Here is a 21,496-nt window from a genome sequence, read left to right as displayed (position 1 = left end):
GCATTTGCCTACGCAGCTTCACACAGCTTTGCACAGCAGCGATCCCCGCTTGACGCAGCCCCCCGATGCTGGAGGCACTGCAAACCACGCGCAAGAGGAGCCGCTCATGTCCCACACCCCTGCCCTGACCACCCGCCTGCTGCTGGGCGCCGCCCTGGCGCTGACGGCGGCACTCGCCTCGGCCCAGCCGGTGTACCGCGCAGCCCCTGGCGCCCCGCTGGCCGTGGAAGTGCGCCATGACGGCCGCCACATGCACCGCCCGCCTCCCCCGCCGCCCCGTTATGAACGCCATCGCCCCCGCGCCGGCCATGCCTGGGTCAGCGGCCATTGGCGCTGGCAGGGGCACCGCTATGTCTGGATTCCCGGCCACTGGGTCAAGGCCCCGCGCCACCACCGCCCGTACTACGGTCACCGCTGACATCCCGCGCTGATATTCCGCCCTGACAGCGCAACGCCCCGTGAAGGGGCGTCGTGTCGTGGGGGAAAGCTGCTTACACCAGCGCCTGGGTGAACACCGTCAGCTGGCCGCTCATGCCGTGGACTTCCCGACCGGAGATTTCCCCGGCGGTCACAAAGCCCACCAGCGGGATCGGGCCCAGCGCATGGCGGATCAGCTGCAGCTCGGCATCGGCTTCGTTGGTGGCCGCCGTGCCTCCGCGCAGGTGGCTGCGCACATAGATGGCGCCGCGCACCATGCGCGCCGGCGCGGGCACGCCGGCCTGGGGCCAAGGGATGTCCGGTGCCAGCTCTTCCTGGATTTCGGCACAGGCGCGGCGCAGCTCGGACCAGGCCGCCGCACTGCTGCGTTCGCAGAACGCCACATGCATGCCCTTGTCCACCGTCTCGTCCAGCACAATGCCGCGGCGCAGCGGGTCCAGGCCCACGATCGGGCGCACGCGCGAACGCACATCGATGCTGCTGCCGTGCGGCGTGTAGGTGTCCAGCGACAGCGCCAGCAGCGTGTTGCGCACGCGGCTGATGGCGGCCTGGGCGTCCACCTCCAGTTGCACATCCAGGGTCTGCATCAGCACGTCCAGCGCCGGGCGGCCGTTCAGTCCCAGGATCACATGGTCACGCGCCTCGGTGATCTCCATCGGCGGGGCAATGGGCTTGCAGCCCTGCACCACGCGCGAGAGGGTGTGCACCTGGTCGGAAAACGCCACGCCCGACAGCCCGCCGGACAGCAGACCGGTGTCATGGGCCACTGGCAGCTTGCGGCTCCAGGCCAGCTGGATGCCGCAGCGCCGGTCGGAACCGAAGCCCCCCATCATCTCGCCACTGGCGGTGTGCGAAGCCAGCTCCAGCAGCAGCTCTTCCAGCTCGGGCATGCGCCCGTCGCCGTGCACCAGCACGCTGTGCACCTCGAAACCTTCCACCTCGACCCGGGCAATCGGCTGCAGGCCGGAGAACTGGCGGAAGTCCGCCGTGCCCAGCAGCGGCAGCATCACGGCCAGGGCCCCCTGCTCGCCGGCGTAGCGCATGTCGCCGCCCAGAATGGCCGGGGCCGCCATGCCGCTCCAGTGGCTGACTTCGGGCAGTTCCTTGGCGACTGAGGCCAGGATGTCCGCCGCATGCGCGGCATAGGGGGTGGTCAGATACATCAGGCCCAGTGCGGGCCAGGCTTGGCCCGATTGCATGGCCATTTGCGCCCGCAGTTGTGCCACCACCTGGGACAGCGCTTGCTGCCATTGGGCGTGGCTGGCATGGGCACAGGGAAAAAACGCCATGGAGTCCGTCCCTGTCCTTAGCGGCTGCGCTTGCGCGCGGGGGCGGCAGGCTTGGCCGCGGCTTTAGGCGCCGCAGTGCGCGCCGCTTGGGGTGCAGCCTTTTTGGCCGCAGGCGCTTTCTTGGCTGCGGAGACCTTCTTGGCTGCGGAGGCCTTCTTCGCGGCAGCGCTGCGCGGGGTGGCCGAAGGTGCGCCAGCACTGCGGCTGGCCGCCGGCTTGGCCGCCTTCGCCGTGGTCTGGGCGGCGGCGCTGGAAGCGGCCTTCACCCCTTCGCTGGCCTGGCGCACCATGCTGCTGGCTGCATTCATGGCCGCCTTGGTGAAATCCGTGGCCATGTGGGTGGCCTGGGCCATGGCCTGCTGCTGCGCCGGGTCCTGCAGCGCGGTGGCGGCGATCTGCTGGAACTGCTGCGACAGCGCGCCCCACCACAGCATGGGGTCCCCCAGACCGGCAGGCCCGGCGCCGGGAGGTGGCGCAGATGCATCGGCCTGCGCTGCGCCGGGCTGCGCCGCGGCCTGGGCGTCGGAGGCAGCAGCCGTGTTCTGTGGGTCTGCCTCCGGGGCTTCGCTTTTGGCCGCTTTGGCCGCCGACGACGACATGGGCCAGTCGGCATTGCCGCTGGGCTGCGCCGTGGCGGTCTTGTCCGCCGCCTTGCCGGTGAAGGTCTTGGCCAGATCGGCCATGCTGACGTTCATGCCCTGCAGGGTGCTGAGTGTCATCTTCTGCACTTCCAGCGCCTGCACCGTCGCCGCCAGCGCGCGGCTGTTCTGCTCCAGCCAGAACTGCACAGCCTTGAGCTCTTCAATGCGCTTGCTGATTTCCTCGATGCTGACCGTGGGCGCCACCCAGTGCGACAGCGGCGGCATGCCGGCCGAAGATTGCCCGGCCTTGCTCAGGTTTTGCAGAAAGTCGAAACCGGGGATGAATTTGCCGAAACCGAAGGGAGTGTGGTCGCTCATGGCCGTCCTCAGAAATGCTGGTCGTGGAGCACGGAGCGCCGCCGCACGGCACACCGTCTTGTCCGGTACAGCTTACTCCAGCTCCCAGCACTCGGATAGCAACTGCCGCGCAGCGTTGCACAGGACCCACCGCCACACGCCCAACGGTGCTCAGGCCAGCAGCAAAGTCCGCTCGGCGGCAGGCAGGACCCGGGCTGCGGGGACGGCCACACCGTCCAGCCGGAAGACCCGCACCGTGTCCACCAGCGCGCTGGCCTGCTGCTGCAACGCCAGTGCGGCGGCAGACGCCTGCTCCACCAGCGCGGCGTTCTTCTGGGTGGTGTCGTCCATCTGTGCAATCGCCTGGTGCAGCTGCCCCAGGCCGGCGCTTTGCGCCTGGCTGGACTGGGCAATGTCCTGGACCAGGGCCGCCATGTGCTGCACGCGGCCCTCCACCGTGGCCATGGTGCCGCCCGCCTGCGCCACCCGGGCCCGGCCCTGTTCCACCTCGTGGACGGAGTGCTGGATCAGTCCCTTGATTTCCTTGGCGGCCACGGCGCTGCGCTGGGCCAGCTCCCGCACCTCCGCCGCCACCACGGCAAAGCCCCGGCCCTGCGCGCCGGCGCGCGCGGCTTCCACGGCCGCATTGAGCGCCAGCAGATTGGTCTGGAAGGCAATGCCGTCGATCACCGCGGTGATGTCCACGATGCGCTGCGAGGCCCCCTGGATATGGCCCATGGCCTGGGCCACGGCGTCCACCTCGCTGCGCCCCTGCTGGGCGATCTGGGTGGCCGATGCGGCCAGCGCGCTGGCCTGCTGGGCATGTTCGGCATTGCGCTGCACGGCTTCGTTCAGATCGTGCATGGAGGCCGTGGTCTGCTGCAAGGCGGCCGCCTGGCATTCGGTGCGCTGCGACAGATCCCGGTTGCCGCTGCTGATTTCCTGGGACGCCAGTGCCATGGCATCGGTCCCCTGCCGCACCTCGCCCACGATGTGGCGCAGCCGCAGGTTCATCTGCTGCAGGGCCTGCAGCAGCTGCCCGGTCTCATGGCGCGCCGGGCTGGTGGGAATGTCCTGGCTCAGATCGCCGGCCGCCACATGCTGGGCCGCCTGCACGGCCTGGGCCAAGGGGCGCGCGATGGCACGCACCAGGGTCACGCCCGCCGCGCCGGCCACCAGCAGGCCCAGGCACATGGCCGCCACCGACAGCCAGAACACCTGCTGGTAGCGCTGCTGGGTGGCGCGGTAGAGGGCTTCACCCCGCTGGCGCTGCAGCGCCATCAGCGCATCGAGCGCCGTCCGTGCCGGCGGGTAGCGCGGGGCCAGGGACTGGGTGTACAGCTCGGTCGCCCCCGGCAGATTCATGCTGCGCAGTGCGGCTACCGCAGGGCGCACCCCCTGCTGCAGAAATTCCTGCTGCGCTGCGGCAAATTGCTGGGCCAGTTCCTGCTCCTGCCCGTCGCGCAGGGCCGAGGCAAACGCCTCCCAGGTGGAGGCGCTGTCCTGGAGCTGCGCCTCCAGCGCATCCATATCGCTGTCGATCTGGATCGGATCGGCAATGGCCGAGACCACCCCGAACTTGCCCATGTCCAGTGATTTGGTCACCTGGGCCAGCTGCTGCATGGGCTGCAGCTGCTGCTCCACCAGCGACTGCAGGGCCAGGTTGCTGTCACGCAGGCTGTACAGGCCCAGGGCCCCGAGCACGGCCAGCAGCAGCGCCAGAAAGCCCATGGCGGCGGCCAGGCGGGACCGGAGAGAGAGGTGTTGGAACATGCATGTCACCCATCGAAAAGATAGACACCCCGCCCTCCGGACGGGCCACGGTCACACCGCCGGATCAGGCGGCGCGGCCTCCCAGGTACAGCTCGCGCACCTGCGGGTCGCTCATCAGCGAGTTGGCGGCCCCGGTCAGTGCCACCGTGCCCATGGACAGCACATAGGCCCGGTCGGACATGCGCAAGGCCTCCATGGCGTTCTGCTCCACCATCAGAATGGTCACGCCTTCCTTGTCGCGCACCTGCACGATGGCCTTGAACACCTCCTGCAGCATCTTCGGGGAGAGGCCGGCCGAGGGCTCGTCCAGCAGCAGCAGCCGGGGCCGCGGCATCAGCGCACGCGCCAGCGCCAGGATCTGCCGCTCACCGCCCGACATCGAGGACGCCGGTGCGTTGAACTTGCGCTCCAGCACCGGGTACAGCGTGCACAGCTCCTGCATGCGCTGCTTGCAGTCGGCGTCCGACATGAAATGCCCGCCCACCTGCATGTTTTCGCGGATGGTCAGCGAACTGAACACGTTCTCCGTCTGCGGCACAAAGCCCAGACCCAGCTTCTGGATCTTCTGGTGCACCGGCACCTGGGATACATCCTTGCTCTCCAGTACGATGGAGCCCGAGCGCGGACGCAGAAAGCCGGCGATGGATTTCAGCAGCGTGGACTTGCCGCAGCCGTTGGGCCCCAGCAGCGTGACGATCTCGCCGCGCTGCACCTGCAGCGTCATGCCCTTGAGGATGTCCACTTCGGCGGTGTAGCCCGCCACCACATTGTCGATCTCGATCATGCGCCCTCCACTTCCGCACGGGTTTCGGTCTTGGGTGCATGGCCGCCACCCAGATAGGCCTGCAGCACGCGCTCGTTGGACGACAGCTCGTCCGGGCGACAGCTGGCCACGATATGGCCACGGTCCAGCACGATGCAACGGGTGCAGACCTCGCGGATGAAGTGCATGTCGTGCTCCACAATCACCACCGTCATGCCTTTGTGGTTCAGCCGGCGCAGCACCTGCACGATGTCGTTGCGCAGATTGGGATGCACCCCTGCCGTGGGCTCGTCCAGCATCAGCAGACGCGGGTCGCCCATCAATGCACAGACAATGCCCAGCAGCTTTTTCTGCCCGCCGGACAGGCCCGACGCCGGCAGGTCCTTGACATGGCTGAGCAGCAGCTCGTCCAGCAGTGCCGCCGCCTTGTCGCGTGCGGCCTTTTCGGCCGCCCGGGCACCCACGGTGTTCAGCAGCGTCTCCCAGAACCCATGGTGCTGGGTGGCCGCGGCCATGGCCACCTCCATCACCGACATCTTGGTGGGCATGGAAGGCAGCTGGAAGGTGCGGCCCAGGCCCGACTCGACGATGCGGTAGGCCGACAGCGCATCGATGCGCCGGCCTTCCAGCGTGATGCTGCCGCGGTCGATGCGCTCGAAGCCCGTCACGGTGTTCAGCAAGGTGCTCTTGCCCGAACCATTGGGGCCCAGCAGGCCGACGATTTCACCGGCAGCGATGTCGAAGCTGACATCCTCCAGCACTTTGTTGCCGCCAAAGGCCTTGGCCAGCGATTGAACTTGTAGCAGGGAACTCATGCGATCTTTCGCACCTTCTCAGGCACCAGGCCCTGGCTGCGCCACATCAGGCTGGCCAGCAAGATAAAACCAATCAGACCCAGACGCAGTGCGCCCGAGATGTCGGAGCTGAAGCCGAAGTAGTCCTTGGCGAACGGCACCAGCGCATAGGCGCCCTGCACCACCACCACACCCACCAGCACCCCGGCGGTGTTGCCCAGACCGCCGATCATCAGCATGGTCCACAGCCAGAACGTTTCCGATGCCAGCATGTAGTCGGGACCGACAAAGCTCATGTAGTGCGCATACAGCGAGCCGGCCAGGGCCGTCAGCGCGGCACCGGACATGATGGCGCGCGACTTGAGCGAGCGCAGGTCATAGCCCATGCAGGCCGCCAGCTGCGGCTCTTCCCGCATCAGGCGCAGCGCGCGGCCGAAACGGCCGTTGCCGACACGGCGGCAGGCCAGTGCAAACACCAGCACCGCCAGCAGCACCAGCGCCAGGAAGGCGATGGCGTTCCAGGGACGGCCCAGGCCATCGAACAGCGAAGGGATGGCGCTGATGCCCTGCGCGCCCCCCGTCAACCACACCTCGTTGGTGGCAGCGGTGCGCAGGATTTCCGCAATCGCCAGCGTGGCGATGCCCCAGTAGTCCGATGCCAGATTGCGCCCCAGGCGGGCGATGCACCAGCCCAGCGCCATGGCCACGCACACCCCGATGGCAGCTCCCGAGAAACCGCCCCAGCCCGACTGGATGGCGATGCCCGTGGCATAGGCACCAATGCCGGCAAAGGCGATATGGCCGAAGTTCAGCAGCCCCGAATAGCCGGCCTGCAGGTTCAGGCCCAGCGCCATCAGCGCATAGATACCGGCCACCGTGACCGAAGAAATCAGAAAATCAAACACGACGCACCTCCCGGTCGAACAGGCCATAGGGCTTGAACAGCAGCGCCAGCAGCAGAATCAGGAACGAGGCTGCGCTGATGTAGGCCACCGGCATGAACAGCGGATCCCCGCCCACCAGGCCGCCAAAATCGATATTCGTCACCGCGGTTTCCGTTGCGGCAATCAGCAGTGCGCCGGCCACGGCCCCCAGGGGGTTGCCCAGCCCGCCCAGGATGGCGGCGGCAAACACCGGCAGCAGCAGGTCGTAGCCCAGGTTGATGTGGGCACCGGTGGACAGGGCCAGCATGCTGCCGCCCAGACCGGCAATCGCCCCGCTGGCAAACGCCACACCGCGGGTGATGCCCTCGGCATTCAGGCCGGAGGCCGCGGCCAGTGCCGGGTTGCTGGCCAGTGCCCGCATGGCGCGTCCGGTGCGGGTGAAGAACAGCAGCATCGCAAACAGCAGCAGCAACACCACGGTGGTGCCGACAAAGTACAGCTGCGTGGCGGTCACGCGGGCCTCACCGATCAGGATGGGCTCCGTCAGCGGCAGGTTGAACATGCGCGGAAACGAGCCCGCAAAACCCTGCATGAACGCCACCACCAGCATGGCCACGGCCAGCGAGCCGATCATGGCAATCGCGGGCCCGGCGCGCAGCAGGCGGCGGAACACCAGCAGGTGCAGCCCCAGGGTCAGGGCCCCGGTCACGGCACAGGAAATGGCAATCGCCAGCACCAGGGGCACGCCGCTGGCATGCATGGCATAGGTTACGTACGCACCGAACATGGCGTACTGCACATGGGCGATGTTGGGAAATTTGACAAGCCCGTACACCATGCTCAGGCCCAGGGCGATCAGCGCCAGGTCCGAAGCACGCAGCAGCGTGTCCACCAGAAATTGAAGCATCTTGAGAATCCAGAGAGAAACAGTCCGCCAGCTCCGACGCATCGGAGCCGGCAGAGGGTTCAGACCATCAGCGGATCAGCGCGGCACCACCTTGCCGTCGTACTTGAGCTTGGCGTAGGGCGGGTCGATGCGCTGGCGCTCGGCATCGAACACGATGGGACCGGTCACACCCACATAACCGCCCTTGCCCAGGTCCTTCAGCGCGGCCTGCACCTTGTCGGTGTCGGTGGACTTGGCCTTGTTCATGGCGGCGGCCGTCATCAGCACCGCGTCATAGGCGTAGCCGGTGTAGGAGGTCTTGGTGCCTTCCTTGTACTTGGCGTTGAAAGCGGCCTGGTAGGCCTTGCCGGCATCGCCGTAGACATTGCCCACTTCCATGCCCAGCTGGCCATTGGCGATGTTGGCCGGCGTGTCGGACAGGCTCATGGACAGCAGGATGGCGTACCAGGGGCTCTTGCGCAGGCCCAGCTCATAGGCTTCGCGGTTGAGCACCGCCGATTCCTGGCCGTAGGCCGTGTAGATATAGGCATCCGGCGCGGAGCGCGACACCTGCTGCAGTTCGCGGCGGTAGGTGGACTGGCCGGCGGTGTACAGCAGCTCGGTCACCACCTTGCCGCCCAGCTTTTCGAATTCCTGCTTGAAACCGTGGGCCACGCCCTGGCCGTAGGCGTTGTTGGGGGCGATCATTGCGACCTTGCGGTAGCCCAGCGCCCAGGTGTCGGCGGCCGAGAACTGGTTGCCCAGGTTTTCCAGACCGATCAGGTTGAAGGAGGAAGCGCCCAGTTCGCGCACCTTGGTGCTGGTGCTGGCCACGTTGATATGGCCCACGCCTTCCTTGACCAGGTACTGCGCCATGGGCAGCGTGATGCCGGAAGAGTATTCGCCGATCACCACCGGCACCTTGTCCACGCTGGCCAGCTTGCGTGCCGCGTTCAACGCCGTGGTCGGGTTGCCGCCCGAGTCTTCCACGATCACGCCGAACTTCTTGCCCAGCACGCCGCCGTCGGCGTTGACCTTGTCCACCGCCAGCATCACTGCACGGCGCACGTCTTCGCCCACGGTGGCATTGGCGCCGGTCAGCGACAGCACGGCCCCCATGTTGACTGTTTCCTGGGCTTGCACCACAGGGGTGACCGACAGCGTGCCCAGCAGGGCGGTGGCTGCGTAAAAACTGCGCATTTTGAACGTCATGTTTACTCCTCCTTCAGATAAATGGCAGGCGAATATGCCTGACCCGGTTCGCATGGCATGTACCCCGCAAGACACATGCCACCTCAGCGATCTGCGCTCAGCGCTGCATGTGGGGATAGGCATGGCCCGTTGGGGGCAGATGCGTCTCCTTGACCGTGCGTGGTGACACCCAGCGCAGCAGGTTCCAGGCCGATCCAGCCTTGTCGTTCGTGCCGCTGCGGCGCGCACCACCGAAGGGCTGCTGCCCCACCACGGCGCCCGTGGGCTTGTCGTTGATGTAGAAGTTGCCGGCGGCAAAACGCAAGGCCTGGCCCAGCTGCGCCAGCACCTGGCGGTCGCGCGCAAACACGGCGCCCGTCAGCGCATAGGGGCTGGTCTGGTCCACCAGCTGCACCACGGCATCCCATTGCCCGTCGTCGAAGACATAGACCGCCAGCACCGGGCCGAAGATTTCCTCGCGCATCAGCGCATGCTGCGGATCGCTGACCTGGATCACCGTGGGGGCGACGAAGAAGCCTTCGCTGTCATCCGCCGTGCCGCCGGCCACCAGCTGGCAGCGGCTGTCGGTCCGGGCAGCGTCGATGTAACCCTTGATGCGCTGGAATGCCTTGCGGTCGATCACCGCGCCCATGAAGTTGCTGAAGTCGCGCACATCGCCCATGCGGATCTCGGCCAGCATGGCCAGCATGCGCTCCTTGACCTGGGGCCACAGCGAGGACGGGATGTAGGCGCGCGAGGCGGCGCTGCACTTCTGCCCCTGGAACTCGAACGCACCGCGCACCAGGGCGGCGGCCAGTGCCGCTGCGTCGGCCGAGGGGTGGGCCAGCACAAAGTCCTTGCCGCCGGTCTCGCCCACCAGGCGCGGATAGGCACGGTAGTGCGGCAGATGCTGCGCCGTCTGCTGCCACAGGCTGTCGAACACTGCTGTGGAGCCGGTGAAGTGGATACCTGCCAGATGCGGGCTGGACAGCACGGCGCCACTCACCACCTGGGGATCGCCGGGCACGAAGTTGATCACGCCGGGCGGCAGACCAGCTTCTTCCAGCAGTTCCATGAACAGGTAATTGCTCAGCGATGCCGTGGCCGATGGCTTCCACACCACGGTATTACCCATCAGCACCGGGGCCGTCGCCAGATTGCCGCCGATGGCCGTGAAGTTGAACGGGGTGATGGCGTAGACAAAACCTTCCAACGGGCGGCAGTCCATGCGGTTGCGCACGCCGGGGCTGGACAGGGGCTGCTGCGCGGCAAGTTCCTGGGCGAACTGCACGTTGAAGCGCAGGAAGTCGATCAGCTCGCAGGCGGCATCGATTTCGGCCTGCTGCACCGTCTTGCTCTGGCCCAGCATGGTGGCGGCATTGAGCTTCTGGCGCCAGGGGCCGGCCAGCAGGTCGGCGGCCTTCAGAAACACTTCGCAGCGCGCATCCAGGCTCCACTGCGACCAGTCCCGCTGTGCCGCGCACGCGGCCTGCACGGCCTGCTCCACATCGGCGGGGGTGGCCTGGCTCAGGCGGGCCAGCCGGTGCTGGTGGGCATGGGGGCTGACAACCTCCACGGTGTCGCTGCGCTGCTGGTGGCGGCCGGCGATCACCAGCGGAAGGTCCACGCACTGGGCGTGCTGCTGTTCCAGCGCGGCCTGCAGCTGCGTGCGCTCGGCCGATCCCGGCAGGTACGACAACACCGGTTCATTGACGGCGATATGGCTGGAGTTGATACAAGACATAGAGGAAGTGATCCAAACACAACAAAATTGGATCCAATTATGCAAACAAGTATCCATTGGCACAATACGCATCTGATAGGGTTGAACCCGAAAAGCCAAAAATTCCCATGACACGCAACGCCAAAGCCCTGCACCAGACCATCCGCGATCAGCTCCGCTACGAAATCCTGAGCGGCGCATTGCCTGTTGGTCAGCCTTTGAAGCAGGATGCTCTTGCCACCCGCTTCCACGCCAGCCGCATCCCCGTGCGCGAGGCACTGCGCCAGCTGGAAGCGGAGGGACTGGTCACTCACCAGCTGAACCGGGGGGCCGTGGTGGCCGGCATGAGCCTGCTGCAGATCTGCGACATGCTGGACATCCGCATTGCGCTGGAATGCCACGCCGCCAAGCTGGGCGTGCCGAACATGGTGGAACGCGACTTCGAAACCATGGAGCAGATCCTGGCGGCCTATGACGCCGCCACCACGGTGCCGGAGTGGGGCGAATACAACAGACGCTTTCACCTGGCCCTGTCGGCGGCCTCCAACAACCGTCGCCTGCACCAGCTGATCGAAGAGTTCTGCCTGAACACCGACCGCTACACCCATGTGCTGATCTCCCAGGCCACAGGCAAGGAAGGCCCGCAGTCAGACCACTACAAGATCGTGGCCGCCTGCCGCCGCCATGACACCGCGACCGTGGTCCAGTACCTGGAAGAACACATCCAGTCCACCAAGCGCGAGCTGCTGGCCATGCAGCGCCCTACTGCCAACCAGCCGGTGCTGGCCAACCCTGCCGAACAGCAGGGCCACTAATGGAATGCGTGCATGCGCTTGCGGGCTGAATTGACTCTGTTTTCCTAAAAGGACGTCCGGCCTGTGCCGCGCCACTCAAATACGGAAGGTTCGACTTGAAGAATTGCAACGCGATTCTTCAATGCGCCGGAACCTCTTCTGGATGTTATTGACACCCCTATTGATATGGGCAGTCGCGGCCTTATTCAAAAATCCGGTTTTCCGAGAAAACCACTAACATGGTCGTCATCGCTAAATGGATGATGGGCTATTTATTCAAGCAATCTACGCCTTGAGGCCGGATTGCTTCTTTCAGTCTTTCGCGGTCTTTTCCAGACTGTTTTTTACGGCGTCTTTCAACATCAACGCTCCAGTATGCTGATGCACGCCACGGCCAGACCATCGATAGCCCAGCCATCAAGCGCACTGGCGAATACTGTGCAGGACACAATCCTGCGAATATAAAAGGCTGCGCCAACATGCAGCATGCACACCTCCAACTGACGAGGCGAAATAAACTGTTTCCCTGTTCATGGATTCCCCAGATAAATGGCATCCGTTGATTCCTTCAAACCCACACGCGACATAACCAATATGAAGCCAGAAATTTCCGAGGCATTTATCGCTGACCGGCACCCACCTCGGATAACATTCAGAGGTCAATATCATGGGAGGGAAAGTCCGTGCGTGGATACCAGACGCTCATACAAGAAGCGGAACTGATGGCCATGTCGCCGGAGGCGGTGGCAGAGTTCATGCGGCGAGCCGCGCAGTCGAAGCGCGAGGCTCGCCCCCATTACGTCGACGAGGATACCGAGAAGGCCCTGCGTACCCGCGGAGATACGCTGATCGACCTCTCGCTGGCCCGCTATAGCTGGCACAGGGCGGTGGTGTCCGAACTGTTCCAGTCGTCAGCGCCAGACAGCCCGATACGCTTGGCCTGCCTCGCCAACAGGTCCCTCCCGGAGTTCCCATCGTGCCTGATTGGCGAAGAGCCCGGCCCCATGGCCGAATGGCTGCTATCTGCGTCCAGCAACGAGTTGCGCGCCCTGCTCGAGAATCCGACCCTGACCAACCCCTTTCTTTACGGCCTGCTCGAACGCAAGCAAGGCTGGGAGTCCATCGACGACGACCATCTCCGCCACTTCGTCTCCTTCTTGGATCTCAGTCCACAGATGCGGATGCCGTCCCCTGACTTCAGCCTCGTCAATGAAAACAAGGTGCTCGAAGCCGCCTGGAAGCTCGCGGAGACGGTGCCCGCGACCGAGGCGTGGGCATTCACCCTCGGCCACCTGTTCGAGCAGTTGGAGACCGACTACGTTTCGATCGAAAAGCCCCTGGTCATCGCGGCGCGCTGGCACGTCGCCCCCGACGACGCCGAGGCCAACGAGCGGCAGGCGATGGCCCACCGCAACGGCTCCCTCGGCAACTGGGAGCGAGTCCGCAAGGGCCTGGCCCGGCTGGCCCTGCGCGTCGAGTCATTGGATTCGATGCTCGCAAGCGACGACATCGCGTTTCGGGCTGCGGCCTACTCGATGGAGCGCCTCAATGCCAAGCAACTCCGGGCTGGCTACAAAAAGGACGGCGAACTACTCCTGGTGGAAGCCATCGGCAACATGCGCCTATGGCAAACCCGAGTCACCAGACGGACCCTGCGTGACTTCGTTTGGGACGACCAAACATCCAATGCCATCGATCGATACCACAGGAAGGAGCAGGAGGTTCGCAAGAAGCACCCAAAATGGTTTGACTACGAGTTTGGCGGGCAAGCCATGGACGATGGCAATGCCGACAATCCGTTTCCCGCAACCAAAGCGGACATCTTCACGCTCTCAAGCCAGTTGAATCACAACGCCATCGGCCTCAACGACATCGTCCCAGTGCTCCGAGCCTTGGGGAACCGGACGAGCTGGATATGGTGTTTCTCGCTGGGAGCCCTGGTGGCAAGCGTGCTCCACTTCTGACCGCCAAGGACCGAGGGCCCCGAAGGGCCCTCGCATCACTTGCACCATTTCAGCAGATCCAGCGCACGGCTTGCGCCGCCATTTTTGCTGTGCGCCGTCGCACCCGCTCAGTGCTGGTGCCCGCCGTGGCCGGCATGGCCCGCCGGCGCTGCCGCAGCGCCCTTGGGGGCCATGGCCTGTACCGGCACCTGCAGGCTCAGGCGCGAGACGGCGTCCTTGCCGTCCTTGAACACCAGGGTGATGGGCACTTGCGTGTCCTTGAGCAGCGGGGCTTTGAGCTGCTGCAGCATGATGTGGTAGCCGCCGGGCTTGAGCTCCACGGCCACGCCCTGGGGCAGGTCCAGGCTGTCGATGGCGCGCATGCGCATCACATCGCCTTCCATCTTCATCTCGTGCACTTCGGCCACGGCGGCGGCCGGGGTTTCCACGCCGACCAGGCGCAGCGGCTCCTTGGCGGTCAGGCGCACAAAAGCGCCCGTGGCCTGCTGCCCCGGCACACTGGCACGGGCCCAGGCATTTTCCGCCGTCACATGGGCGGCATCGGCGTGGCTCCAGGCCAGGGAGGTGGTAGCCAGCAGGCCGGCGGCCAGGGCCACGCGGCGGGTCAAAGAGGTTGCAAACATTCAAAAGCTCCAAACAGGGAACGCAGGGTACGCTGCGGCAGCGTGGTGCACGCACCTCTGCAGACAAAAGTCACTGCGCCGCGGCCTGCCTTTCAGGGTGAGTGGCAGTGCACGCCATCCCGGCGGATGGCAGCGGCGCGGGTTGCGGTAATGGCTCAGGAATGCGGCGGCCCTCTGGCCGGCAGCGCGGCTGCCACGCGGTAGACCCAGGGAATGGAGCGCAGGCCCGCTGGCGGGGCCATGCCCGGCGCCAGCGCGGCGTGCTGGCCGACAACGGGCGGCGGTGGCGCCAGCAGCGGCAGGCACAGCGGGCAATCCAGGCCATGCGCGGCGGCCGCGGCATCGTCACCCAGCAGCTGCGCTGCCGGGCTGGCCACCCAGTGCCGTGCGCCATCCAGGCCGCACAGCGGCTCCAGCGCGCCCGCCCCGGCCTGCGCCCGGGCCAGTGGCGACAGTGCAGCACCCAAGGCCACACACAGCCATGCCGCCAGCACCCAACGGGTCCAGCGGTGCAGTGCATGAGGGGCAAGGGGGCGCATGGTGACATTGTAGGCAAGCCCCCCGGCGGGGCGACACGGGATCGCCCCAGCCTGTGCTTGCCGCGGCACCGGCAGCGGTGTCCCGGTGCCCTGCGGCAAAGGCGGACGCCCCGGCCGCATGAGGTGCCTCGTCCCACTGTGGTGGCTTAGCTGTCCACCTTCACCTTGGCTTCCTTGATGACGGCGGCCCATTTCGCCACTTCCGTCTTCTGGAATTCGGCAATCTGCGCCGGGCTCAGGGTGGATGGCTCCATGCCCATGGTTTTCAGGCGGGCCTTCATGTCGGGCGTGGCAATGATCTTGGCCACTTCCTGGTGCAGCTTCTGCACGATGGCATCCGGTGTGCCGGAGGGGGCAAACAGTGCCTGCCAGGACGTGACCTCGAAATTGGCCAGGCTGCTGACGCCCGACTCGGCGACGGTGGGCACGTCCTTCAGTGCCTCGAGGCGCTGCTTGGATGTCACGGCCAGCGCACGCAGCTTGCCGCTCTGGATGTGCGGAGCCGCCACCACCGTGGTGTCGAACATCATGTCCACCTGCCCGCCCATCACGTCCTGGATGGCCGGACCGCTGCCTTTGTAGGGCACGTGGGTGAACTTGACGCCGGACTTCCAGCCCAGCATCTCCAGCGCCAGATGCTGCGATGTGCCGGCACCGGCCGATGCGGACGACAGCCCGCCCTGGCGTTTCTTGGCGGCTTCCAGCACGTCCTGCAGGCTCTTGTAGGGGCTGTTGGCGGCCACCACCAGCACCAGGGGGTTGGTGCCGATCAGGGTGATGGGGGTGAAGGACTTCACCGGGTCATAGCCCAGCTTGGGATACAGACTGATGTTGATGGCATGCGAGCTGATGGTGCCGCCCAGCAGCGTGTAGCCGTCGGGTTGGGCCCGTGCCGCCAGTTCCGAGCCGACGCTGCCGCCAGCACCGCCGCGGTTTTCCACGATCACCGTGGTGCCCAGCGCCGGGCCCAGCTGCTGGGCAATCAGGCGGCCCAGGGTATCGGTGGTGCCACCGGTGGCAAACGGCACCATGTAGGTGATGTTCTTTGCGGCGGGCCAATTGCCCTGGGCCTGGACCGCAGCGGGCAGGCCCGCCAGCACCAGCGGGGCAGCGGCCGCCTTCAAAAGCTGTCGACGTTGCATGAGTTGTCTCCTTGGTAAAAATGCCGCCGGTGGATTCCGGCGTGCAGGGGTTCAGCGGGGCCGGAACGCGCTGCCCGGCTCGCTCTCAGGTCACAGGGGCCGGGTTGAACAGCACCAGCGCGTTGCTGAGCTTCCAGTGCTCGGCCCAGGTCTTCTTGCCGCTGGCGATCTCCAGCATCAGGTGGAACAGCTCCCAGCCCAGGCTCTCGATGGTCTCGCTGCCCTCGGCGATGCGCCCGGCATTCACGTCCATCAGGTCGTGCCAGCGGCGCGCCAGATCGCTGCGCGTGGCGACCTTGATCACCGGGCAGGCTGCCAGGCCATAGGGCGTGCCGCGGCCGGTGGTGAAGATGTGCAGATTCATGCCGGCCGCCAGCTGCAAGGTGCCGCAGATGAAGTCGGAGGCCGGAGTGGCGGCATAGATCAGCCCTTTTTGCTGCAGCTTCTCGCCGGGCGCCAGCACCCCGCTGATGGGCGCGGACCCTGACTTGACGATGGAGCCCATGGCCTTTTCCACGATGTTGGACAGGCCGCCCTTCTTGTTGCCGGGGGTCGTGTTGGCGCTGCGGTCCGCCCGGCCACGCGCCAGATAGGCGTCGTACCAGGCCATCTGGTCCACCATGGCCTGGGCCACGGCGGGACTGCTGGCCCGCGCGGTCAGTTGGTCGATGCCGTCGCGCACTTCGGTCACCTCGGAAAACATCACGCTGGCACCGGCACGCACCAGCAGATCGGAGGCAAAGCCCACGGCCGGATTGGCCGTGACGCCGCTGAAGGCATCGCTGCCACCGCACTGCACGCCCACGACCAGTTCGCTGGCCGGCACCGTCTCGCGGCGGCGCCGGTTGAGCCGCTGCAGGTGTACATCGGCCTGGCGCACGATGCTGTCGATCATGCTCATGAAGCCGGTGTGCTCCTCCGCCTGCAGGCAGACCACATCCAGCACAGACGCAGCAGCAGGAGCAGCCCCGGCCGCGGGTGCCGCGCCCGGGTGCGGCATGGGCCGCAGCGGGGCTTCGGCGGGCAGCAGGCGCTCGGGCTGCAGCTTTTCGCAGCCCAGGCTGACCACCATGATCTCGTCCCCGAAATTCGGGTTGCGGCTGATGTTGCGCAGGGTCCGGATCGGGATCACCGCATCCGGTGCATCGATGGCCACGCCGCAGCCGTAGGTGTGTTCCAGCCCGACCACGTCATCGACCTGCGGATACCGGGGCAGCAGTTCCGCCTTAATGCGCTGCACCGCCACATCGACCACCCCCGCCACGCATTGCACCGTGGTGGTGATGGCCAAGATGTTGCGCGTCCCCACCGAGCCATCGGCGTTGCGATAGCCTTCGAAGGTGTAGCCCTCCAGCGGCGGCAGCGGGTCGGGGCGCACCGTGGCCATGGGCAGGCCTTCCAGTTCGGGGGCATCCGGCATCTGCAGCACCTGCTCGTTCACCCAGCTGCCGCGCGGCAGATCCTGGCTGGCATAGCCGATGGTGACGTTGTAGCGCCGCACCGCCGCGCCTTTGGCCAGGTCCACCAGCGCCACCTTGTGGCCCTGCGGCACCTTCTGCACCAGGGTCAGGCCGTCGTCAAACACCGTCCCCGCAGGCAAACCGCCGTCGTTCACGACAATCGCCACATTGTCTTGCGCATGCATGCGGATATAGAGAGCTTGCCCCATCAGAATCTTTCCATTCACAAAGAAGAAGTGCGGCCTGACCGGCCTGTGTGTTCGCACGCCCGGTGCTGCACGCCAGGGTCCGGTCCATCACGGCCCTGCGGTACGCCGGATGGCGCGGCCACGTAGTACGTTGTCATACAACATAAAACGATTATCATCATGGCCATGCGCAGCCTGACATCGGAATTACCCCAAGCCTCCCCCCCTTCGGTTCTGCCAGAGGGCGCCGCCCTGCGCAGCAAGGCCGGGCGTGGCAGCCGCAACCTGGCCAGCCTGTTGTCGGAGGAGTTCGGCCACAAGATCCGGCAGGGCCTGCTGCGCGAGGGCGACAAGCTGCCCACCGAGTCCGAACTGGTGCGCAGCTACGATGTCAGCCGCACCGTGGTCCGCGAAGCGCTGTCCAAGTTGCAGGCGGCAGGCCTGGTCGAAACCCGCCACGGCATCGGCACCTTTGTGCTGCCAGCCCAGCACAACCCGGGCCCCGTGCTCAGCGCCCACGAACTCAGCGAATCGGTCGACGTGCTGGCCGTGCTGGAGCTGCGCATCAGCCTGGAAACCGAGGCCGCAGGCCTGGCGGCACAACGCCGCCAGCCGCAGGACCTGGAGGCCATGCGCGCAGCGCTGCAGGCCTTTGAATACCATTTCGCCCAAGGCAACGACACGGTGGAGCATGACCTGGCGTTCCATCTGAGCATCACCCAGGCCACCGGCAACCGCTACTTCCGGGACATCCTGGAACACTTCGGCACCCTGCTGATTCCGCGCAACCGCATCACCTCCATCCACACCTCCCCGCGCGACCCCGACTATCTGCGCCGCGTGAACCGGGAGCACGAGGAAATCTTTTCCGCCATCGAGCGCCAGGATGCGGACTCGGCCCGCGCTGCCATGCGCATCCACCTGACCAATTCGCGCGAACGCCTGCGCCTGGCCCAGCGCCTGAGCCAGGCCGCCAACCTGCCCTCCGACACCTGACCCGCAGCCCGCACCGGACGGGGCACGTCGCCCGCAGCCCCGTCTGCGTGCACCACCCCGCGGCACACCCGCCGATTCCGTGTTTCCCCTAGTACCAAACCGCTTGGAAGCACACCGTCTTGAGTTGTATGATGACTGACCACAAAAAGGAGACAAGCACCATGGTCCGTCGCTCTCGCGTTCTGCGCTCACTGCTGGCACTGACAGCAGCAAGCCTGCTGGCAAGCCCTTTGCTGGCTGCCGATAACTGGCCCAGCAAGCCGATCCGGCTGGTGGTGCCCTACCCGCCAGGCGGCAGCTCCGACATCATTGCCCGCTCCATCGGCCAGCTGATTTCGCAGGAACTGAAGCAGACCGTAGTGATTGAAAACAAGCCCGGCGCCAACGGCAATCTGGGCGCGGAATTCGTCGCCCGTGCACAGCCCGATGGCTACACCTGGCTGCTCTGCGACCTGGGGGCCCTGGCCATTTCCCCGGCGGTCTACACCAAGCTCAGCTTCGACCCGTCCAAGGACCTGCGTGGCGCCGCCATGCTGGCCTACTCGCCCCACATGCTGGTCGTCCACCCCTCGGTGCAGGCGCGCAACCTGCAGGAGCTGGTTGCACTGTCCAAGAAGCAGGACCTGAATTTCGCCGTCACGGCCAACGGCAGCGCCCCCCATCTGGCGGGGGTGGAGCTGGCCCGCCTCACCGGCGCCAAATGGGTGTATGTGCCCTACAAGGGCGGCGTGCAATCGGTGCAGGACACCGTGGCCGGCCAGACCCAGGTGCTGATGAACGGCATGTTGGCCACCTACCCGCATGTGCAAAGCGGCAAGCTCAAGCTGCTGGGCATTTCCAAGAGCACCCGCATGCCGCTGATTGCCGATGTGCCCACCCTGGCGGAACAAGGGGCCCAGGGCTTTGCGTCCGGCACCTGGCAGGGCGTGGTCCTGCCGGCCAAGACACCGGAAGCCGTGGTGCAGCGCGTGAACCAGGTGCTGCTGACCGCCATCCGCTCCCCTGAAGTCCGTGCCCGCCTGACCGGCCAGGGCGCCGAGGTGGTCACCATGACCCCGACCGAAACCGACAAGTTCTTCAACGCCGAGCGTGCCCGCTGGCGCACCGTGGTGCAAACCGCGCAACTGCAGCTCGATTGAGCTGCCAGATCTTTTTGTCTGCTTTTTCAAGGATGACCATGACTCCCCAAGACCTCAAAGACGTGATGAGCTCCGGCCTGCTGTCCTTCCCCGTGACGGACTTCGACGCCCAGGGAAACTTCAATGCCAAGGGCTATGCCGCACGTCTCGAGTGGCTGGCCCCTTACGGTGCCAGCGCACTGTTCGCCGCCGGCGGCACCGGTGAATACTTCTCGCTGTACGGCGAGGAATACGGCCAGATCATCAAGACCGCCGTGGACACCTGCCGCGGCAAGGTGCCCATCATTGCCGGCGCCGGCGGCCCGACCCGCACCGCCATCGCCCACGCCCAGGAAGCCGAGCGCCTGGGTGCCCACGGTATCCTGCTGCTGCCCCACTACCTGACCGAGGCTGGCCAGGAAGGCCTGATCGCCCATGTGGAACAGGTCTGCAAGAGCGTGAAGTTCGGCGTCATCGTCTACAACCGTGACCGCTCCCGCTTCACGCCCGAATCGCTGGCCATCCTGGCCGAGCGCTGCCCCAACCTGGTGGGCTTCAAGGACGGCATGGGCAATATCGAAACCATGTCCTCCATCTTCATGGCGATGGGCGACCGCTTCGCCTACCTGGGCGGCCTGCCCACGGCCGAAGTCTATGCCGCCGCCTACAAGGCGCTGGGCACGCCCGTGTACTCCTCGGCCGTCTTCAACTTCATCCCCAAGACGGCGATGCAGTTCTACGAAGCCGTGCGCACCGACGACCAGGCCACGCAGCACAAGCTGCTCAAGGAATTCTTCATGCCCTACCTGAAGATCCGCAACCGCGTGGAAGGCTACGGCGTCAGCATCATCAAGGCCGGCGCCAAGATCGTCGGCCATGATGCCGACCCCGTGCGCGCGCCGCTGTCGGACCTCAAGCCCCATGAGATGGAAGAGCTCAAGGCCCTGATCGACAAGCTCGGTCCCCAATAAACCGGCCCCGGCGGCTGCGTGCAGCCGCCGGCCCCAGGAGACAAAGACATGAAAAAAATACTGATTGCGCTGGGCTGCGCGCTCTCGCTCACCGCCCAGGCCTCCGGCAACTTCCCCGAAAAGCCCGTCAACGTCATCGTGCCCTTCCCCGCCGGCGGCTCCACCGACATGGTGGCCCGTGCCGTGGCCCTGAGCATGGGTGAACAGCTGGGCAAGCCCTTTGTGGTGGAAAACCGCCCCGGTGCCACCGGCACCATCGGTGCCGGCGCCGTCAAGCGCGCCCCGGCCGACGGCTACACCCTGCTCGTCGCCTCGCTGGGCCCGTTTGTGGTGGCGCCCCACCTGATCAAGAACGTCCCCTACGACGCCACCAAGGATTTCGACTACATCACCATCCCGGTGCAAGCGCCCAACGTCCTCGTCGCCAGCACATCGCAGAAGGCGCGCACCGTGGCCGAGGTCATTGCCGCCCTCAAGGCCCAGCCCGGCAAGCTCAGCTTCGCCAGCTCCGGCAACGGCTCCTCCGACCACCTGTCGGCCGAGCTGTTCTGGCAGCAGACCGGCACGGAAGCCATGCACGTGCCCTACAAGGGCGGCGCCCCGGCCATCACCGACCTGCTGGGCGGCCAGGTGGACTTCTCATTCCAGAACGTCAACGCGGTGCTGCCGCACCTGCGCAGCGGCAAGCTGCGCGCCATTGCCGTGACCGGCACCCAGCGCTCTCCGGTGCTGCCCGATGTGCCGACCCTGGCCGAGGCCGGCGTCAAAGGCGCCGAGGTGTATTCCTGGCAAGGCATGGCCGCCCCCAAGGGTCTGCCGGCGGACGTGAAGGCCAAGCTGGCCAAGGCAGCCATCGCCGCCGTGCAGCAGCCCGAACTCCGCAAGCGCTTCATGGAACAGGGGCTGGAAATCGTGGGCAACACTCCCGAGGAGTTCACCCGCTTTCAGGCCCAGGAAAACGAGCGCTGGAAGCAGCTGATCCAAACCCGCAAGATCACCGCCGACTGAACGGCCGGATCGAG

Annotated in this window: 20 protein-coding genes; 7 read left to right on the top strand and 13 right to left on the bottom strand. The window is 66.1% G+C overall.

What is annotated here, in order from left to right; translation table 11 throughout:
* The first annotated feature begins 106 nt into the window (after nucleotides 1–106).
* On the top strand, nucleotides 107–418 hold the full coding sequence (locus tag CT3_RS21115; RefSeq protein WP_066541657.1) for a YXWGXW repeat-containing protein: 312 nt from the start codon (nucleotides 107–109) through the stop codon (nucleotides 416–418).
* Between the two features lie 73 nt (nucleotides 419–491).
* Here CT3_RS21115 and CT3_RS01850 read toward each other — a convergent pair whose 3' ends face one another.
* The 9 genes from CT3_RS01850 to pruA form a co-directional block, all read right to left on the bottom strand.
* A complete protein-coding gene (locus tag CT3_RS01850) occupies nucleotides 492–1,727 on the bottom strand; it encodes an FIST signal transduction protein (RefSeq protein ID WP_066541656.1) in 1,236 nt (411 codons plus the stop codon).
* A gap of 17 nt (nucleotides 1,728–1,744) precedes the next feature.
* Nucleotides 1,745–2,686, bottom strand: coding sequence for a PhaM family polyhydroxyalkanoate granule multifunctional regulatory protein (locus CT3_RS01845; RefSeq protein WP_066541655.1), 942 nt, complete (start codon nucleotides 2,684–2,686; stop codon nucleotides 1,745–1,747).
* Nucleotides 2,687–2,836: 150 nt separating this feature from the next.
* Nucleotides 2,837–4,438, bottom strand: coding sequence for a methyl-accepting chemotaxis protein (locus CT3_RS01840; RefSeq protein WP_066541654.1), 1,602 nt, complete (start codon nucleotides 4,436–4,438; stop codon nucleotides 2,837–2,839).
* 64 nt (nucleotides 4,439–4,502) lie between these two features.
* The gene (locus CT3_RS01835) at nucleotides 4,503–5,222 is read right to left on the bottom strand and encodes an ABC transporter ATP-binding protein (RefSeq protein WP_066541652.1); all 720 of its coding nucleotides are present in this window, start codon (nucleotides 5,220–5,222) and stop codon (nucleotides 4,503–4,505) included.
* Complete coding sequence (locus CT3_RS01830) at nucleotides 5,219–6,016, bottom strand: ABC transporter ATP-binding protein (protein ID WP_066541646.1); 798 nt, start codon at nucleotides 6,014–6,016, stop codon at nucleotides 5,219–5,221. Before CT3_RS01830 ends, CT3_RS01835 begins: the two co-directional genes overlap by 4 nt.
* A complete protein-coding gene (locus CT3_RS01825) occupies nucleotides 6,013–6,900 on the bottom strand; it encodes a branched-chain amino acid ABC transporter permease (RefSeq protein ID WP_066541645.1) in 888 nt (295 codons plus the stop codon). The genes CT3_RS01830 and CT3_RS01825 overlap by 4 nt, the downstream gene beginning before the upstream one ends.
* On the bottom strand, nucleotides 6,893–7,786 hold the full coding sequence (locus CT3_RS01820) for a branched-chain amino acid ABC transporter permease (protein ID WP_066541643.1): 894 nt from the start codon (nucleotides 7,784–7,786) through the stop codon (nucleotides 6,893–6,895). Before CT3_RS01820 ends, CT3_RS01825 begins: the two co-directional genes overlap by 8 nt.
* A 75-nt stretch (nucleotides 7,787–7,861) precedes the next feature.
* Complete coding sequence (locus CT3_RS01815; RefSeq protein WP_083520648.1) at nucleotides 7,862–8,977, bottom strand: ABC transporter substrate-binding protein; 1,116 nt, start codon at nucleotides 8,975–8,977, stop codon at nucleotides 7,862–7,864.
* A gap of 97 nt (nucleotides 8,978–9,074) precedes the next feature.
* Nucleotides 9,075–10,700, bottom strand: a complete 1,626-nt coding sequence (pruA, locus tag CT3_RS01810; protein WP_066541642.1) for an L-glutamate gamma-semialdehyde dehydrogenase — start codon at nucleotides 10,698–10,700, stop codon at nucleotides 9,075–9,077.
* Between the two features lie 107 nt (nucleotides 10,701–10,807).
* Here pruA and CT3_RS01805 point away from each other — a divergent pair, with 107 nt between their 5' ends.
* Both CT3_RS01805 and CT3_RS01800 read left to right on the top strand, forming a co-directional pair.
* Nucleotides 10,808–11,494: a GntR family transcriptional regulator gene (locus CT3_RS01805; RefSeq protein ID WP_066541641.1), complete on the top strand. Its 687-nt coding sequence runs from the start codon at nucleotides 10,808–10,810 to the stop codon at nucleotides 11,492–11,494.
* Nucleotides 11,495–12,195: 701 nt separating this feature from the next.
* Nucleotides 12,196–13,437 (top strand): hypothetical protein, encoded by a 1,242-nt coding sequence (locus CT3_RS01800; protein ID WP_098066034.1) that lies wholly within the window; start codon nucleotides 12,196–12,198, stop codon nucleotides 13,435–13,437.
* 107 nt (nucleotides 13,438–13,544) lie between these two features.
* Here CT3_RS01800 and CT3_RS01795 read toward each other — a convergent pair whose 3' ends face one another.
* From CT3_RS01795 to garD, 4 genes are all read right to left on the bottom strand, one after another.
* A complete protein-coding gene (locus CT3_RS01795) occupies nucleotides 13,545–14,060 on the bottom strand; it encodes a copper chaperone PCu(A)C (protein ID WP_066541639.1) in 516 nt (171 codons plus the stop codon).
* Nucleotides 14,061–14,215: 155 nt separating this feature from the next.
* Nucleotides 14,216–14,599, bottom strand: a complete 384-nt coding sequence (locus CT3_RS01790) for a hypothetical protein (protein WP_066541638.1) — start codon at nucleotides 14,597–14,599, stop codon at nucleotides 14,216–14,218.
* Between the two features lie 146 nt (nucleotides 14,600–14,745).
* Nucleotides 14,746–15,741 (bottom strand): Bug family tripartite tricarboxylate transporter substrate binding protein, encoded by a 996-nt coding sequence (locus tag CT3_RS01785; RefSeq protein WP_066541637.1) that lies wholly within the window; start codon nucleotides 15,739–15,741, stop codon nucleotides 14,746–14,748.
* An 85-nt stretch (nucleotides 15,742–15,826) separates the two neighbouring features.
* Nucleotides 15,827–17,410, bottom strand: coding sequence for a galactarate dehydratase (gene garD / locus CT3_RS01780; RefSeq protein WP_066541636.1), 1,584 nt, complete (start codon nucleotides 17,408–17,410; stop codon nucleotides 15,827–15,829).
* Between the two features lie 165 nt (nucleotides 17,411–17,575).
* On the opposite strand from garD, the gene CT3_RS01775 reads away from it, so the two are divergent.
* The 4 genes from CT3_RS01775 to CT3_RS01760 all read left to right on the top strand — a co-directional run bounded on the left by CT3_RS01775 (nucleotide 17,576) and on the right by CT3_RS01760 (nucleotide 21,482).
* Nucleotides 17,576–18,385: a FadR/GntR family transcriptional regulator gene (locus tag CT3_RS01775; protein ID WP_066541789.1), complete on the top strand. Its 810-nt coding sequence runs from the start codon at nucleotides 17,576–17,578 to the stop codon at nucleotides 18,383–18,385.
* A gap of 161 nt (nucleotides 18,386–18,546) precedes the next feature.
* Nucleotides 18,547–19,524: a Bug family tripartite tricarboxylate transporter substrate binding protein gene (locus tag CT3_RS01770; RefSeq protein WP_066541788.1), complete on the top strand. Its 978-nt coding sequence runs from the start codon at nucleotides 18,547–18,549 to the stop codon at nucleotides 19,522–19,524.
* A 38-nt stretch (nucleotides 19,525–19,562) separates the two neighbouring features.
* Nucleotides 19,563–20,474, top strand: a complete 912-nt coding sequence (kdgD, locus tag CT3_RS01765) for a 5-dehydro-4-deoxyglucarate dehydratase (protein ID WP_066541787.1) — start codon at nucleotides 19,563–19,565, stop codon at nucleotides 20,472–20,474.
* A 48-nt stretch (nucleotides 20,475–20,522) separates the two neighbouring features.
* Nucleotides 20,523–21,482 carry a Bug family tripartite tricarboxylate transporter substrate binding protein gene (locus CT3_RS01760; protein WP_066541635.1) on the top strand — a complete coding sequence of 320 codons (960 nt, stop codon included), beginning with the start codon at nucleotides 20,523–20,525 and terminating at the stop codon, nucleotides 21,480–21,482.
* The last annotated feature ends 14 nt before the right edge of the window (nucleotides 21,483–21,496 follow it).

Origin of the sequence: Comamonas terrigena NBRC 13299, from assembly GCF_006740045.1 — a bacterium.
GTDB classification, from domain to species: domain Bacteria; phylum Pseudomonadota; class Gammaproteobacteria; order Burkholderiales; family Burkholderiaceae_C; genus Comamonas; species Comamonas terrigena.
Note: the sequence above shows the minus strand (reverse complement) of the source record. Positions and strands in the feature narration are given on the sequence as shown.

Bases quoted from the DNA above. Each gene is read 5' to 3' on its own strand.
- CT3_RS21115 (WP_066541657.1), top strand. From the start codon at position 107: ATGTCCCACACCCCTGCCCTGACCACCCGCCTGCTGCTGGGCGCCGCC.
- CT3_RS01850 (WP_066541656.1), bottom strand. From the start codon at position 1,727: ATGGCGTTTTTTCCCTGTGCCCATGCCAGCCACGCCCAATGGCAGCAA.
- CT3_RS01845 (WP_066541655.1), bottom strand. From the start codon at position 2,686: ATGAGCGACCACACTCCCTTCGGTTTCGGCAAATTCATCCCCGGTTTC.
- CT3_RS01840 (WP_066541654.1), bottom strand. From the start codon at position 4,438: ATGTTCCAACACCTCTCTCTCCGGTCCCGCCTGGCCGCCGCCATGGGC.
- CT3_RS01835 (WP_066541652.1), bottom strand. From the start codon at position 5,222: ATGATCGAGATCGACAATGTGGTGGCGGGCTACACCGCCGAAGTGGAC.
- CT3_RS01830 (WP_066541646.1), bottom strand. From the start codon at position 6,016: ATGAGTTCCCTGCTACAAGTTCAATCGCTGGCCAAGGCCTTTGGCGGC.
- CT3_RS01820 (WP_066541643.1), bottom strand. From the start codon at position 7,786: ATGCTTCAATTTCTGGTGGACACGCTGCTGCGTGCTTCGGACCTGGCG.
- CT3_RS01815 (WP_083520648.1), bottom strand. From the start codon at position 8,977: ATGACGTTCAAAATGCGCAGTTTTTACGCAGCCACCGCCCTGCTGGGC.
- pruA (WP_066541642.1), bottom strand. From the start codon at position 10,700: ATGTCTTGTATCAACTCCAGCCATATCGCCGTCAATGAACCGGTGTTG.
- CT3_RS01805 (WP_066541641.1), top strand. From the start codon at position 10,808: ATGACACGCAACGCCAAAGCCCTGCACCAGACCATCCGCGATCAGCTC.
- CT3_RS01800 (WP_098066034.1), top strand. From the start codon at position 12,196: ATGGCCATGTCGCCGGAGGCGGTGGCAGAGTTCATGCGGCGAGCCGCG.
- CT3_RS01795 (WP_066541639.1), bottom strand. From the start codon at position 14,060: ATGTTTGCAACCTCTTTGACCCGCCGCGTGGCCCTGGCCGCCGGCCTG.
- CT3_RS01790 (WP_066541638.1), bottom strand. From the start codon at position 14,599: ATGCGCCCCCTTGCCCCTCATGCACTGCACCGCTGGACCCGTTGGGTG.
- CT3_RS01785 (WP_066541637.1), bottom strand. From the start codon at position 15,741: ATGCAACGTCGACAGCTTTTGAAGGCGGCCGCTGCCCCGCTGGTGCTG.
- garD (WP_066541636.1), bottom strand. From the start codon at position 17,410: ATGGGGCAAGCTCTCTATATCCGCATGCATGCGCAAGACAATGTGGCG.
- CT3_RS01775 (WP_066541789.1), top strand. From the start codon at position 17,576: ATGCGCAGCCTGACATCGGAATTACCCCAAGCCTCCCCCCCTTCGGTT.
- CT3_RS01770 (WP_066541788.1), top strand. From the start codon at position 18,547: ATGGTCCGTCGCTCTCGCGTTCTGCGCTCACTGCTGGCACTGACAGCA.
- kdgD (WP_066541787.1), top strand. From the start codon at position 19,563: ATGACTCCCCAAGACCTCAAAGACGTGATGAGCTCCGGCCTGCTGTCC.
- CT3_RS01760 (WP_066541635.1), top strand. From the start codon at position 20,523: ATGAAAAAAATACTGATTGCGCTGGGCTGCGCGCTCTCGCTCACCGCC.